The following is a 13,374-nucleotide window of genomic DNA, read 5'->3' as shown; positions in this document are numbered from 1 at the left end:
TATAACCAAATGATCAGCGGGTCAGGCGCGCCAGGCACAGCGCAACCAAGTGCATGGCAAAGGTCGCCGTCACTGGCATGCTGGCGCCCAGCCCGCCACCACAGTCCAACCCGCCCACCGCGTCCGCCGATCGTTTCGCTTGGGTGCCACCGTCGGCGGATGGGTAGCGCGGTTGTTCGGTCGAATACACGCAAGGCACGGCCATTTTTTTGCCGTCTTTTGGCCAGCCCGCCGCGCGCAACTCGCGGCGCAGTTTGGCCAACAGCGGGTCCTGGATGACCTTGGATAGGTCCGCCGATGCAATTTGCCCAGGATCAATTTGACCGCCGGCGGCACCACTGACAAAGCACGGCAGTTTAAGACGTTTGGCGGCGACCACGATCGCCTGCTTGGCCATCAGCGTGTCGCAGGCATCGATCACCGCATCGACATCCGCCAGCGACGCCTGCACGTTGGCGACAGTCACAAAGTCCGCGACCGCCTCGACCTGACAGGCCGGGTTAATCAATCGAATACGCGCGGCCATCGCCTCGGCTTTGTTATCGCCAAAATTGCCGGCCAACGCCGGCAACTGGCGGTTCGTATTGGACACACACAGGTCATCCAAGTCGATCAGGCGCAGGTACCCGACGCCGCTTCGGGCGAGGGCCTCGGCGACCCAGGAGCCGACGCCACCAATACCGACCACACACACTCGAGCCTGCGCCAAGCGCGCGTAACCGTCGGTCCCATAGCAGCGGGCGATCCCCGCAAAACGTTGCAAATCCATCGGGCAATGATAACCCCTGCCCTTTGGGGTAGCATCCACTGGCGAACGAAAAGGACAAGAAAATGAAGGTTTTAGTCACCGGCGGTGCCGGCTATATAGGCACCCATTGTTTGGTCGAGCTGATCAAAGCCGGCATCACGCCAGTGGTATACGACAACTTATGCAATGCGTCACTGGAATCCCTGGCCCGGGTTGAACGCATCAGCGGCCAGGCCGTGGCCTTCGTCCAAGGCGACATCCGCGACCCCGACGCCCTGACCGCCCTATTCAAAGCACATCGCTTTGACGCTGTTTTGCACCTGGCCGGACTAAAAGCCGTCGGTGAGTCGGTCGCCAAGCCGCTCGAATACTACGACAACAATGTGGTTGGCACGCTGCGCCTGCTTGAAGCGATGACCGCACAGGGATGCGTCAATCTGGTGTTTAGCTCGTCCGCCACTGTCTACGGTGATCCGCAAGCGCTGCCGATTGACGAGGAACAGCCAATCGGCGCGACCACCAACCCCTACGGCACCAGCAAATATCAAATCGAACGCATGCTAGCCGACTGGGCCTGCGCCACACCCGACGCCCGGGTCATTGCGCTGCGCTACTTTAACCCGGTCGGTGCCCACCCCAGCGGCTTAATCGGCGAAGACCCCAAGGGTATTCCGAACAACCTGATGCCCTATGTTCAACAGGTCGCCGCCGGCAAACTGCAACGGCTCAGCGTCTACGGCGATGACTACGACACCGCCGACGGCACCGGCGTGCGCGACTACCTGCATGTGGTCGATTTGGCCCAGGGACATTTGGCGGCACTGCGTAAACTGACCACTATGGCCGCGGGCAAAACCGCGGTCAATTTGGGGACTGGCATTGGCCTTAGCGTGCTGCAACTGGTACGTGCATTCGAGGCCGCCTGTGGGGCGTCACTGAATTATCAGGTTGTGGCACGGCGCCCCGGCGACATAGCCGCCTGCTATGCCGACCCGGCGCACGCCCAAGAATGGCTCGGATGGCGCGCTCAACTAGGCCTGCCCCAGATGTGCGAGGACGCGTGGCGCTGGCAAAGTAGCAACCCTTCGGGGTACGCTGACACTTGAACTTTTTCAAAAAAACACTAACTAACTCTTAGATTCAATAAAATTAGGAGCACGACCTTAAATGAGTGAAGAACGCGTCATAGCAGCCACGACGACTGCAACCAGCGAGCGTGGCATCGAAGTCAGTAAAGTACTGCGTCAAACCTACCTGCTGCTGGGCATGACATTGGCCTTCAGCGCGGCCATGACAGCCGTCGCCGTCAGTGTTGGCGCGCAACCGATCAACTGGATCGTGTCACTGGTTGTGATGATTGGTTTGTTGTTTGCTCTGCAAGCGAAGCGAAACAGTGTCATGGCGCTGCCGTTAGTGTTTGCCTTTACCGGTTGGATGGGCTGGTCATTGGGGCCGATGGTCGCCATGGTCTTGGGTAGCGCCGGCGGTTCGGGCATTTTGTTCAACGCCACCGCAGGCACCGCGATTATCTTTTTCGCCTTGTCCGCTTACGCGGTGACCACCGGTCGCGATTTCAGCTTCCTGCGTGGGTTCCTGATGACTGGCTTGATTGTCTGCTTGTTGGCTATGGTCGCGGCATTCTTCATGAACATGCCGGCACTGCACCTCGCCATCAGCGGCGCCCTGATCCTGCTGGCATCGGGTTTCATCCTGTTTGACACCTCGAACATCGTCAACGGTGGTGAAACCAACTACGTCATGGCCACGGTTAGCCTGTACATCAACATCTACATGCTGTTCTCGAACCTGCTCGCCATCATGGGCGTCATGGGCAGCGACGACTAAGCCATCCGGATCGTCAAAAGCCCCGCACTCGCGGGGCTTTTTTGTTTATGCTTGCCGATAAACCACCCGCATAGAGACTTTGGGAATGACTGCCAGCGCCCTCGTCGGCTTATTTGCCGCCACCCTCATCTTTGCCATTACCCCTGGCCCCGGCACCCTCGCCGTCATTAGCCGCGGCCTATCGCGTGGATTCGGACCGTCGTTCGTGCTCGGCATCGGCTTGACCTTGGGCGACATGATTTACCTGTGGGCGGCCATGCTCTCGCTAGGCTTTATCGCAGACCATGCCGGCGACCTGTTCCAATGGGTGCGCTGGCTCGGTGGCGCCTACCTGGTCTGGATCGGCATCCAAACATTTCGCAGCCCACCGGCGATCATGGGCGACGGCCAGCGGATTGGCAGCGGCTGGATCAAAAGCCTGATCGCCGGCTGTGCTATTAGTTGCACCAACCCGAAAGTGATGTTGTTTTACCTTGGATTTTTACCGGTCTTTTTGGACATGGCGGCATTGACGCTGGCCGACATGCTGTGGGTCAGCCTGGTCATTGAGGTGGCGCTGTTGATCGTGCTGTTTGGCATCTCGGCCGGCGCGCACCGGCTACGACCGTTGTTGGCACGGGGCCGGTTTGGGGTCTGGATCAATCGGGTGGCGGGCACCACCATGGGCGGCGTCGGCGTCGTAGTGGCCAGCACATGAAGCCCTACAGCTTGTTGATTAGCCACGAATCGGACGCCACCGCGCTGGATATCGCCCGCGCCATGCAGGCCACACACCAGGGACTGTACCGGCTGTTCTTTTTCCAAGCCGGCGTCAGCCAGCTGAACACCAATTGCTATCCCACCGCGGGCCAATCGATGGCTGAACAATGGAGCGACTTCTTCGCCGCCACCCAAGTCGATGCTCTGGCCTGTGTCACCAGCGCCCTAGCCCGCGGTGTCTTAGACACCACCCAAGCCACTAAGCTTGGGCGTCACCCAACCCTGTGTGCCGGTGCGGCCTTGGGCGGGCTTGGCCAGCTTGCGGATGCCTACGAACATAGCCGCGTGGTCCATATCAAATGATTGCACTGGTGATCAGCGCACCCTGGTGGGAGCGCAGTGCGACCAAGGCCGGGCTGGACCTAGCGATGACGCTGGCCAGTTTTGACCTGCCCTTTGAATTGTTTATTCAGGGACAGGCGTGTGCCATGCAGAACCGCAACGCTCCCAAAGGTCACCCAGCCAAGGCGCTGTCCAGCCTGGCGCTGTATGGCAAGTCGGCGTGGTTCACTGATACACCGGGCGACTGGATCGAGGGCGCCACCCTAGTGACGGCCGCGGACATGAACGCGCGTATTCGCGCCTGCACCCAGGTCATACGGCTATGAAAACGCTGCATTTATTGATGGGGCCGAATGCCGAACAGGCAGTCCGCGAGCAACTACAGCCCGGCGATCAATGGGTCAGTTTTGGGCGCGCTTGCACCCTGGACGGTGCGCCTGGGCACCAGTACGGAATCGAGTTGGATGCGGCCGCACTGGTTGCGCTGATGGGAACCTTCGAGCGAATAGAGACGTGGTAAACCGGGACGATCATGGGTACCTGCTGGACCACGCCGACTGGACACCGGCCATCGCCGAGCAGTTGGCCACCGAGCAATCGATTTGCCTGGGTCCGGCGCACTGGGAGTTGATTGAATCCATTCAGGCGTTTTATGCCGCCTTCGAACACAGTCCCTCCAACCGACCGCTGGCCAAATGGATCCGCACTCGCCACGGAGCCGACAAGGCATCGACGCTATATTTGCTCAACCTATTCCCGACCAGCCCACCGAAACAGTTGGCGCTTATCGCCGGGCTGCCCCGGCCTGAGCACTGTCTATAGACGCGTCCGCCGGCAAAGTAATCACAAAGGTCGTGCCCTCGCTGGTGCTGTCTTCGATCCACACCTCGCCGCCTTGGCTTTCGACCGCACGACGGACCAACGCCAACCCCAACCCTGGCCGCTCGGCCTTGTTGGACAGCGTCGAGAACACCCCAAACACGGTTTCCCAATGCTCCGGACCGATCCCGTCGCCGTCATCCGCCACCGACACCCGAACGAACGCGCCCTGCCGCGCGCTACGAACGCGGATTCGGCCCTGGTCGCGAGAGTGATGATGAACCACATTGAGAAATAACTGCCGAAAAATCAGGTCGACCACCGAACGCGGCAAAACAACCGTGTCGTCGGCCTCGACATCGAGCGTGAAACGCGCGTCCAACACCTCACGGCCGATCTCGGCGATCAGGGCGCCCAGCGCCAACCGAATCGGCGACGACTCGTCACGACCGACCCGGGCGTAGCGAACCAGACCGTCCAGCAGCGCATCCAAATCCAGGCTTAAGCCTTTTAACCGCTCCACATATTCGCGCGAAACGGCGGACAACTCATCCCCGGCGTCCTCGGCCAGCAAATCGACGTAGGTCCGGATCGAGCGCACGGGGGAGCGTAAGTCGTGGGCTGCGACAAAGGCGAAGTTGTCCAAGTCGCGGTTACTGCGCTGCAGCGTGCGGGCGTGGCCCTCGGCCGCCTCGATGGCGTCGCGGGCGATTCTAAGGTCACGATCCGCATTCGCAGCCTGTTCCAGTTTACCGAGGTATCGAATTCGACGATTGCGATCAACCAAACTCGCCCAGCGGTGAACGCCAACCGCCAGCACCAGCCAGGTAATCGTAAACACCGCTAACCAAACGTTGCGAACGTCGGCTTGCATGACCGCCAACTGATCGCGGCTGATGACGCTCATCACGGTCAAGTCCGGCGCCAGCAACCGCACGTCACGGCGTTGCTGCTCGATCGTATTGACGCGCTGCCACGCAACATAGCCGGAAGGGGTACTGATGACGCCTTCGTTGGCGCTTTGGACAGCCGCCCAGCCGTCCGGATTTTCAGTTGCAAACGACGCGCCGTGGCCGAGCTGGCGGCCCCACTGCTTATTAAATTCGGGCGCGACTAGGTAATCCCCGCGCTGGTCGACCAAATAAGCGTGCTCGTCGGCCACCGCCAAGCGGCGCACCAGGTCAAGGTACTCGTACGCACGTTCATTGATCACCAGGATGCCACGCGCTCGACCGCTCGGGTCTTGAATCGGCGTGACCAGGCGCAACGTCGGCAACACGGGTTGCTCAACCACGCCGTTTTCTTCATTCAAATCGATGGTCGATAGCCAGACCCAGCTCGGCTGCATCGACAGCGCGGCCTGGAAATAGTCGCGGTCGAGTTTGTTTTGCAGTTGGTCCTGGGGCACGCGCACCACGCTGTCGTCGGTCAAGCGTTGCAAGCGCAAGCGCTCATCACCGTTTTCGTCAATCCAGCGAACCTGGTCGACGGCACGGCGGCGGCCAATCACGCCTTGAAACACGCCGTCCGATGGAGCGACGTTCTCGTCGCTGAACAGGGTCTCGACCACCGAGCCCTCGCGACGCATCGACACCAACAGATCGATCGAACGGCCTACACCAATCAGCAACTGGACAGCGGTTTCGCCGACCGTGCGTTGGTGTTGTGCCAGTGCCTGCTGCAGCCGAATTTCGTACTGCGACAACCCAAATCCGTAGACCACAGCGGCCAATACCAGGGTCGCGGGCAGCATAATTCGGCGCCACCAGAAGCCAATGACCTGCTGGCGGACTTTTTTTGTTTTCGTCATCGTCCGTTTATAGAGGGATAGCCTGCCGCTGGGAAGGACCTATCCACGGTTTTGCCGAACCCAGTCGATCGCCGCCGCGGTCGAGGCGTCTTTACCTTCGGTGTCGCCGCTGGCCAATGCATCGGCCGCGCTGAGCGCCAACGCCTTGCCTAACTCAACACCCCACTGGTCGTAGGCATTCAAGTTCCACAACCAGCCTTGAACAAAAATACGGTGTTCATGCATGGCCACCAGCGCCCCGAGTGCACGAGGCGTCATCGACGGGGTCAAAAACAAGGTACTGGGCCGGGAACCGGGAAAGGTCCGGTGCGGCCCCAAATCCATACCATCCGGGCCGGCCATTTCAGCACGGGCGGTGTCGACGTCTTTGCCGACCAACAGCGCTTCACCCTGAGCTAAGGCATTCGCCACCAACAGGTCGTGCTGGCTTTGCGCACCCAAGCGGGCCTGGACCGGCACGATAAACTCAACCGGAATCCAATCACTGCCTTGGTGCAACAGCTGGAAGAACGCGTGCTGGCCGTTGGTGCCCGGCTCGCCCCAAACCACGGCGCCGGTGGCATGATGAATGGGCTGACCTTGACGATCGACCCGCTTGCCCAGGCTTTCCATGTCGGCCTGTTGCAAATACGCCGGCAGTTCGGACAGGTGCTGATCGTAAGGAATCACGGCGACACTGGGTTTATCCCAGTATTGGCGATACCAGGCGTACAGCGCACCGAGCATCACCGGCAGGTTGCGCTCGAACGGTGTTTGTTGCACGTGCTGGTCCATGTCACGGGCACCGGCCAAGAACTCGCAAAAAGCGTCCCGTCCGATCGCAATCATGATCGGCAAGCCGATCGCGCTCCACAGGCTGTAGCGCCCGCCGACCCAATCCCAAAAGCCAAAGGTCTGTGCCGGGCCGATACCAAAGGCTGCGACTTTGTCTTGGGCGGTCGACAAGGCGACAAAATGATCGGCCACCGCAGCCTCGCCCAATTCAGCCACCAACCAAGCACGGGCGGCCCGCGCATTGGTCAGAGTTTCAATGGTGGTAAAGGTTTTCGAGGCGACAATCACCAGCGTCCGCGCCGGGTCGGCCCCGTCCAACGCGTGATACAGATCGCTCGGATCGACGTTGGCGACAAAGCGCACGTCCGGGCCGTCATGATCCGGCGCCAGCGCCTCGACCGCCATCCGAGGCCCCAAGTCCGAGCCGCCAATACCGATGTTAATGACCCGTTCGATACGCGCGCCGGTGGCACCGGTGTGCTGCCCGGAGCGGACCCGCTCGGCGAACACGAGGCAACGCTCGCGTTCGCGCAACACATCATCCATAACCGCTTCGCCATCGGCTTTAAGGTCGTCCCCCGCCTCGGCGCGCATGGCCATGTGCATGACCGCGCGGCCCTCGGTCAGGTTGAGCGGCAATCCAGCAAATAGATCGGAAATCGCACCCTGCACATCGCGGCTGTCGCACCAAGCCTTTAGGGCGGCGATCGAAGCATCGGTTAAAAAGTGCTTACTCAGGTCGACCCGCCATGGCCCCGCGTCCAAGGTCAGTTGGGCGGTCCGTTGCGGGTTCATCAGGCTGTTCAGCGAGGTCTCGCTAAGTGACTGCGCCAGTGCCTTTAATTCATTCATGCTAAAAACTCCAAAACGGCGTCCCGGGTCGGCAGATCCGCACCCCGACGCGAACAGGTCACCGCGGCGGCGGCAATCGCCCAGCCCACGGCGCCTTGCATGTCGGCATCTGCCAATGCGGCTCGACTCAATTGCCCTTGGCGGTTCAAGGCATCCAACATCGCGGCCTGAAAGGTATCGCCAGCGCCGACCGTATCGATCACAGCCACTTTGCGCCCGGGCACCTCGACGGTGCGCTCGCGGCTGTAGGCAATGGCACCGTCCGCGCCGCGCGTGACCACGACCCAAACCGGCCCCAACTCTAGGGCCGCGCGGGCAAAGGTCTCGATGTCCGTGCCCGGTGCCAAAAATTCGATGTCCTCGTCGGACAACTTCATCAGGTCCGCATGCGAGCCCAGCTGTTCAAAGGTGTCTAACCAGACCGCGGGATCCGGCTGAATCGATGGCCGCACGTTGGGGTCATAGGCGATAAAACTGGATTCACGGGCGCGCGCGATAAAGGCCCCCAGGGAGCTGGCACAGGGCTCGACCACGGTTGAATAGGATCCAATGCTGATGGCGTCAAAGGTGCTGTCAGCGGGCAGTTGATCGCGTGACAACGACACGTCGGCGCCGCCTTCGATGTAAAACGCATAGCTGGGATGGCCGGCGTCGTTAACCGACACCATGGCCAGGCTGGTATTACGATCACACCGGGCGACATAGCGCGTATCGATGCCATTGGCCTGCATAAAGGTTTGAATTTTGTCACCCAAGGCATCGGTCGAGTTGGCCGTCAGGTACCCAACCGGGTTACCCAAACGAGCCAAACCCAGCGCCACGTTCAGCGGTGACCCCCCGATATGAGCCGACAATTCCAGCGAAGTGAGGGAATCGGAGGGAGACTGAAAAACATCAAATAACGCATCGCCGCAGGCTAAAAACACGGGTATTTCCTTTTGATTTTGATAGGCTTTCCAAAACGGGAGCCACTCTATTGATCTTATTTCTTGATACTGCAGACACCAAAGTCTGGGATCAACTGTCCGGTACTGGCTATTGGGCGGGCATCACCACCAACCCATTGTTACTGCAACGGGCCGGCGTCGCCTGCACCCTGGCGAACCTGGCCGCGTTGTACGACACCGCCATGGCGTTGGGCTATCCGACCCTGCATGTTCAGGTGTTTGGCGATGACTGGGTCCAGTGTGGCCGCGACATTTTAGCGCTGGGCCCACACACCCGTGTCAAAATACCCGCGATTGAGCGCGGCTTCAAAGCCGCCCACGCCATCGCATGCCCCGAACGCACGACCTTTACCGCGGTCTACGCCACCGGCCAAGTGATGGCCGCCTCTGCGTTTGGCGCAGCCTATTGTGCGCCCTACTATGCGCGCCTATCCGAGGCGTCCGGCGCCGCCCATGCCGATAGCGCATTCAGCCAAATGGCCAGCGCCGCCACGCACACCCAGTTGTTAATCGCCAGTCTGCGTAGCGTTGAACAAGTCGCCGACCTAGCCGGGCGCGGGTTTGACTGCTTTGCGCTGCCGCCGGCCATCGCCACTGCCTGGACTGACCCGGCATTGGCGTTGGCTGCGGTCGATGACTTTGAAATGGCCGCTAGGACCCAATTGCCGCCTTTGTGAGTACAACATTGCCGTACAACTCCGGGGCACCGGTTGCGACAATCGCAAAACACCCCCTCACTGCGCTATAAAACTCGGAATCCGGCAGAGGCGCTACTGATATCTTGCAGCATTGTTGTATTTTTTGATGAATTGGGCGCTCAGCATTCGGCATGCTAGCCGACTCTAAAGGCAATAAACTTTGCACTGCCTGTAGGGCATCAATGAGCCCAAACCCGCGGGCACAGATCAGGCGCGTTGCTTGCGCCGCCGCGGGGTAGTTTGCATCGACTAATGCAATGCTATCGCCATGGCCCATTGATGCAAGCGCATGCAACAGATCCGGGCTGAGCCTCGGGTCCAGTCCTAAAAGCACGGCTAAACTCGCCGCGCTTGGTCAAACAAGGTGTCGGTATAAAGTGACCCCAGCAAGGCAGTCACACCCAACGCCAGTACCGGCAATCCAGGCCAACTACCGGCGCTCAACACCAAGCCCGCAAGTACCGTTACACCTAACATCGTCAGCGACGTTGAGCGCCCTGGCCGTGCCATGGACGCGAACCCCATCAATGTCATCAACAGCAACAGTGTACCGGCGACCCAAGTACTCGATATGATCTCAACGGTTTGCGCCATGGCACCAGCATCTAATAGGCGCTGGGCCTGTGTCGGGGCCAAACTTGCACCCTGCAGGACGATTGCCGACGCACTGTGATGCTCCATCACACTAATTTGGGCGCTCACGAACTGGGAAACAGGGTGAATACTCGCAAACAGCAGCGAAGCCGCACCCACCGCCAATAAGACTTGCTTGATCTTACGCGGCGTCGCGCTTTGACGAACAATATCAATACCGACGGCTAGTAAGATGATCATACCAAGCACGACCATCTGCCAAAACGTATTCAGCTGGGCAAGGGTCAAGCCGTTGCTGATCAGCTTAAGCAAGATCACGCCCAAAAAGGTTCCCAAAATTGAACCACGACCGCCGAACAAGGACGTCCCGCCAATGACAACGGCTGCAATCGCATCCAACTCCCACATTTGACCGTAATCACTTTTTGCGTACGGTGCGCGACCCAAAAACATAAGCGCGGCAAACGCGGCCGTCATCGAACAAATTACATACGCCAAAACTTTGTACAACCGAACGTTGATGCCAGCTTGTCGCGCCCCCTGTTCGTTCGAACCAATCGCATAGATATAACGCCCGAGCTTGGTGTGCTTAACAATCAGGCCCAAAACCACGAAAAAGAGCAAAAAGATGACCAGCGACATTTGAAATGTACGGAAATATTCAATCCAGTTTGCATCAACCCAACTCCCCAGCGGCATCAAAAAGTCCGGCAACGAGCCGTCTTTATACGCCTCCCGAAAGGGGGCTAAGGGGTTGTACCGGCCAAAATAATCGAATACAGGATCAAGTTTCGGACTGGCCTGGGCACCCGTAGTCAAATGGCCCGTACCGCGCCAAATCGATAGTCCCGCCAAGGTCACGATAAAGGCTGGCATTCCAAAACGAGCGACCAAGGTGCCGTGGATCAAGCCAATAGACAGGCCGAGTGCCAAACCAAATAAGATTGCCAAAAGCGGCGGAAAACCCCAATACGAGGCAACATACCCGACCAACGCGGCGGTCATTCCCATGACGGAACCTACCGACAGATCGATGCCGGCCGTTAAAATCACCAACGTCATTCCGCCGGCGATGACACCCAGCGCCGCTGAGTTGTTTAAAATCGTCATGAGGTTAGACGGGTGAAAGAATGGCTTGCCGTCAGTCACCAGTTCAATGGCAACCGCCAGAATAACCACGGCAAGCAACGCGCCCGACCAATCCTTTTTAAAATAGTTGGCCAAGGCCATGGCAAAGCGGGGGTTAGCGTGAGTGTCAGGCACAGTCTTGGCTCCAATAATGGATAGATAATATCAAGTTAAATAAAAAGAGAGCCGCCCCGATTTGGGGCGGCTCAGGGCATTTACATGCCGATCAGCGCTTTGTATTCAGCTGATGTCTCAGGCGTCACTAAGAACGTACCGGTATCGATACGCTTGTCGACGGCCATGTTGCCCGCCGCACTAACAGCGGTCTTGATGCCCTGGTAGCCCATCTGATAAAGCATCTGCGCGGTATCAACCTGAACCCAACCGGCGTCCATTGCTACGATTGCATCGCTTGCTCCGTCAAAGCCGACCAACTTAACGTCGCCCGGACCAAACCCTAGATTTTCCAGGGCAGCCTTAGCACCCATGGTGCCGCCATCCCAAGCATTAACGACCATCTTGACATCGCTATGGTTGTTCAGCAGCGCTTCAACACCCGCCTGCGCTTGATCGGAATTCCACTCAGTCGGCACCAACAGTATTTCGCTGTTCGGTCGCGCCGCCTTGAATCCAGCCATGAAGCCATCACGACGTTCCTGACCAGTCGATTGGGCCTGGTTGCCTGTGACGTAAATAATTTTGTCGCCGTCTGCTACCAGCTTTGCCGCTTCTGCGCCCTGAATGGTGGCGACCGCTTCGTTATCCGTTGCCACAAACGAAGTCACTTCGGCGCCCGAAACGCCCGTGTCAATTGCAACAACAACGATGCCCGCCTCCATTGCCGCTTCGACTGCAGGCGCGATACCCGATGAATCAACCGGTGCGACGGCAATGGCGTCAACGCCCTGCGCTGATAGGTTTTCGAAAACCTCCAGCTGACTAGCCAAGTCACCCTGAAACGCCGGGCCGACCGTGATCAGCTTTGCGTTCATTTCTTTGGCCGCATCGCTCGCGCCCTGGTTAATCATAATCCAGCCGCTGTTGGTGGCTGACTTGGTGATGTAACCCACCGTCACTGCACTCGCGTGCAAAGTGACACCGGCAACCAAAGCACCCGCCAGGACTAACTTAGAAAAAGGCTTCAACATGTATTTTTCCTCAACATTATTGTTCGTTATTTGACGTTACATTGGTTGCAACGTTGAGCAAAGATTGTCAGTCGCTCTCGGCCAAGTCAATAACTAAATTGAATTGATTTATTAATTGGATGCATCTAAAGTCTGGATCTATAACAAATAGCAGGTGTCCAAACTCATGAATTATGTCCTACGTACCGAAAAATTGACGAAGCACTATGGCGGCGTGCATGCGCTGAATGACGCCGACTTCTTTCTTGAGCCGGGCGAGCACGTCGCCGTGGTCGGCGACAACGGCGCCGGCAAGTCAACCTTCGTTCGCAACATCACTGGCGTTGAGCAGCCGACTGCAGGGCGCATTGAATTTTATGGGCAAAACGTTGCCTTTGATTCGCCTCTGGATGCCCGGGAAGCCGGCATAGAAACCGTCTACCAAAACCTAGCCTTAGCCGATCATCTAGACGTCCCTGCAAACATTTTTCTGGGCCGCGAAGACTGCATTGACCGCATTAAGATACCCGGCACGTCACTGTCGATTCCGTTAGGCCCGCTGTCTTGGATGCGCGCAGGCGCCATGCAAAGCCATGCCGAGGAACTGCTAGCGCGCACGGGGGTCAAAATCCCTGATCTCAATGAATCGTTAGCAGGTATGTCCGGCGGCCAGCGCCAGTGTGTCGCCATCGCACGCGCGGCCGGGTGGGGGCAGAAACTGATTATTCTGGACGAACCAACAGCCGCTTTGGGTATTCAGGAAACGACTCGAGTCGAGGAAATTGTGCGAGGACTCAAGCAGTCCGGCATTCCCGTCATCATTATCAGCCACAACCTGCGCCAGGTTTTTAACCTAGTCGACCGAATTTGGGTTTTCCGTCAAGGCCGTATCGTTGGCAATCGTAAAACTAGCGAGACGGAGCCCAACGAGATCGTGTCGATGATCACGGGGCTCGATCAGGGCGTTCACGAAAACGCTAGTTACATTTAG

The 13,374-nt window shown here is 58.6% G+C and carries 16 protein-coding genes; 9 read left to right on the top strand and 7 right to left on the bottom strand.

The window, feature by feature from the left end:
• Nucleotides 1–13: 13 nt before the first annotated feature.
• A complete protein-coding gene (locus GH975_RS04735) occupies nucleotides 14–769 on the bottom strand; it encodes a tRNA threonylcarbamoyladenosine dehydratase (RefSeq protein ID WP_153713424.1) in 756 nt (251 codons plus the stop codon).
• Between the two features lie 62 nt (nucleotides 770–831).
• Between GH975_RS04735 and galE the strand changes: the two genes are divergently transcribed.
• The 7 genes from galE to GH975_RS04705 all read left to right on the top strand — a co-directional run bounded on the left by galE (nucleotide 832) and on the right by GH975_RS04705 (nucleotide 4,456).
• Complete coding sequence (gene galE / locus GH975_RS04730) at nucleotides 832–1,854, top strand: UDP-glucose 4-epimerase GalE (protein ID WP_153713423.1); 1,023 nt, start codon at nucleotides 832–834, stop codon at nucleotides 1,852–1,854.
• A gap of 61 nt (nucleotides 1,855–1,915) precedes the next feature.
• Entirely contained in the window at nucleotides 1,916–2,593 is a 678-nt protein-coding gene (locus GH975_RS04725) for a Bax inhibitor-1/YccA family protein (protein WP_153713422.1), read from the top strand.
• Nucleotides 2,594–2,678: 85 nt separating this feature from the next.
• A complete protein-coding gene (locus GH975_RS04720; RefSeq protein ID WP_153713421.1) occupies nucleotides 2,679–3,290 on the top strand; it encodes a LysE family translocator in 612 nt (203 codons plus the stop codon).
• Complete coding sequence (locus GH975_RS04715) at nucleotides 3,287–3,655, top strand: DsrE family protein (RefSeq protein WP_153713420.1); 369 nt, start codon at nucleotides 3,287–3,289, stop codon at nucleotides 3,653–3,655. The genes GH975_RS04720 and GH975_RS04715 overlap by 4 nt, the downstream gene beginning before the upstream one ends.
• On the top strand, nucleotides 3,652–3,960 hold the full coding sequence (locus GH975_RS04710; RefSeq protein WP_153713419.1) for a DsrE family protein: 309 nt from the start codon (nucleotides 3,652–3,654) through the stop codon (nucleotides 3,958–3,960). The genes GH975_RS04715 and GH975_RS04710 overlap by 4 nt, the downstream gene beginning before the upstream one ends.
• A complete protein-coding gene (locus tag GH975_RS12125; RefSeq protein ID WP_246164762.1) occupies nucleotides 3,957–4,154 on the top strand; it encodes a hypothetical protein in 198 nt (65 codons plus the stop codon). Before GH975_RS04710 ends, GH975_RS12125 begins: the two co-directional genes overlap by 4 nt.
• Nucleotides 4,148–4,456 (top strand): TusE/DsrC/DsvC family sulfur relay protein, encoded by a 309-nt coding sequence (locus tag GH975_RS04705; RefSeq protein ID WP_246164761.1) that lies wholly within the window; start codon nucleotides 4,148–4,150, stop codon nucleotides 4,454–4,456. Before GH975_RS12125 ends, GH975_RS04705 begins: the two co-directional genes overlap by 7 nt.
• Here the strand turns inward: GH975_RS04705 and GH975_RS04700 are convergent.
• The 3 genes from GH975_RS04700 to GH975_RS04690 are packed head-to-tail and all read right to left on the bottom strand — an operon-like array spanning nucleotide 4,419 to nucleotide 8,815.
• Nucleotides 4,419–6,263 carry a sensor histidine kinase gene (locus tag GH975_RS04700; protein ID WP_153713417.1) on the bottom strand — a complete coding sequence of 615 codons (1,845 nt, stop codon included), beginning with the start codon at nucleotides 6,261–6,263 and terminating at the stop codon, nucleotides 4,419–4,421. The genes GH975_RS04705 and GH975_RS04700 overlap by 38 nt on opposite strands.
• A 39-nt stretch (nucleotides 6,264–6,302) precedes the next feature.
• Entirely contained in the window at nucleotides 6,303–7,889 is a 1,587-nt protein-coding gene (gene pgi, locus GH975_RS04695) for a glucose-6-phosphate isomerase (protein WP_153713416.1), read from the bottom strand.
• Nucleotides 7,886–8,815, bottom strand: coding sequence for a carbohydrate kinase family protein (locus GH975_RS04690; RefSeq protein ID WP_170272542.1), 930 nt, complete (start codon nucleotides 8,813–8,815; stop codon nucleotides 7,886–7,888). The genes pgi and GH975_RS04690 overlap by 4 nt, the downstream gene beginning before the upstream one ends.
• Before the next feature lie 50 nt (nucleotides 8,816–8,865).
• On the opposite strand from GH975_RS04690, the gene GH975_RS04685 reads away from it, so the two are divergent.
• A complete protein-coding gene (locus GH975_RS04685) occupies nucleotides 8,866–9,513 on the top strand; it encodes a transaldolase family protein (RefSeq protein WP_170272541.1) in 648 nt (215 codons plus the stop codon).
• Here GH975_RS04685 and GH975_RS12325 read toward each other — a convergent pair.
• The 3 genes from GH975_RS12325 to GH975_RS04670 all read right to left on the bottom strand — a co-directional run bounded on the left by GH975_RS12325 (nucleotide 9,488) and on the right by GH975_RS04670 (nucleotide 12,404).
• Nucleotides 9,488–9,811: an RbsD/FucU domain-containing protein gene (locus tag GH975_RS12325; RefSeq protein ID WP_407657252.1), complete on the bottom strand. Its 324-nt coding sequence runs from the start codon at nucleotides 9,809–9,811 to the stop codon at nucleotides 9,488–9,490. The two genes, GH975_RS04685 and GH975_RS12325, sit on opposite strands and share 26 nt — an antisense overlap.
• A gap of 59 nt (nucleotides 9,812–9,870) precedes the next feature.
• Nucleotides 9,871–11,391: an ABC transporter permease gene (locus GH975_RS04675; RefSeq protein WP_153713412.1), complete on the bottom strand. Its 1,521-nt coding sequence runs from the start codon at nucleotides 11,389–11,391 to the stop codon at nucleotides 9,871–9,873.
• Between the two features lie 80 nt (nucleotides 11,392–11,471).
• Entirely contained in the window at nucleotides 11,472–12,404 is a 933-nt protein-coding gene (locus GH975_RS04670; RefSeq protein WP_153713411.1) for a sugar ABC transporter substrate-binding protein, read from the bottom strand.
• A gap of 166 nt (nucleotides 12,405–12,570) precedes the next feature.
• Between GH975_RS04670 and GH975_RS04665 the strand changes: the two genes are divergently transcribed.
• Nucleotides 12,571–13,374: an ATP-binding cassette domain-containing protein gene (locus GH975_RS04665; protein WP_153713410.1), complete on the top strand. Its 804-nt coding sequence runs from the start codon at nucleotides 12,571–12,573 to the stop codon at nucleotides 13,372–13,374.

Origin of the sequence: Litorivicinus lipolyticus (assembly GCF_009650135.1) — a bacterium.
Taxonomy (GTDB): domain Bacteria; phylum Pseudomonadota; class Gammaproteobacteria; order Pseudomonadales; family Litorivicinaceae; genus Litorivicinus; species Litorivicinus lipolyticus.
Note: the sequence above shows the minus strand (reverse complement) of the source record. Positions and strands in the feature narration are given on the sequence as shown.

Excerpts from the sequence above, each read along its gene's own strand:
- GH975_RS04735 (WP_153713424.1), bottom strand. The coding sequence starts at position 769 with ATGGATTTGCAACGTTTTGCGGGGATCGCCCGCTGCTATGGGACCGAC.
- galE (WP_153713423.1), top strand. The coding sequence starts at position 832 with ATGAAGGTTTTAGTCACCGGCGGTGCCGGCTATATAGGCACCCATTGT.
- GH975_RS04725 (WP_153713422.1), top strand. The coding sequence starts at position 1,916 with ATGAGTGAAGAACGCGTCATAGCAGCCACGACGACTGCAACCAGCGAG.
- GH975_RS04720 (WP_153713421.1), top strand. The coding sequence starts at position 2,679 with ATGACTGCCAGCGCCCTCGTCGGCTTATTTGCCGCCACCCTCATCTTT.
- GH975_RS04715 (WP_153713420.1), top strand. The coding sequence starts at position 3,287 with ATGAAGCCCTACAGCTTGTTGATTAGCCACGAATCGGACGCCACCGCG.
- GH975_RS04710 (WP_153713419.1), top strand. The coding sequence starts at position 3,652 with ATGATTGCACTGGTGATCAGCGCACCCTGGTGGGAGCGCAGTGCGACC.
- GH975_RS12125 (WP_246164762.1), top strand. The coding sequence starts at position 3,957 with ATGAAAACGCTGCATTTATTGATGGGGCCGAATGCCGAACAGGCAGTC.
- GH975_RS04700 (WP_153713417.1), bottom strand. The coding sequence starts at position 6,263 with ATGACGAAAACAAAAAAAGTCCGCCAGCAGGTCATTGGCTTCTGGTGG.
- pgi (WP_153713416.1), bottom strand. The coding sequence starts at position 7,889 with ATGAATGAATTAAAGGCACTGGCGCAGTCACTTAGCGAGACCTCGCTG.
- GH975_RS12325 (WP_407657252.1), bottom strand. The coding sequence starts at position 9,811 with ATGGGCCATGGCGATAGCATTGCATTAGTCGATGCAAACTACCCCGCG.
- GH975_RS04670 (WP_153713411.1), bottom strand. The coding sequence starts at position 12,404 with ATGTTGAAGCCTTTTTCTAAGTTAGTCCTGGCGGGTGCTTTGGTTGCC.
- GH975_RS04665 (WP_153713410.1), top strand. The coding sequence starts at position 12,571 with ATGAATTATGTCCTACGTACCGAAAAATTGACGAAGCACTATGGCGGC.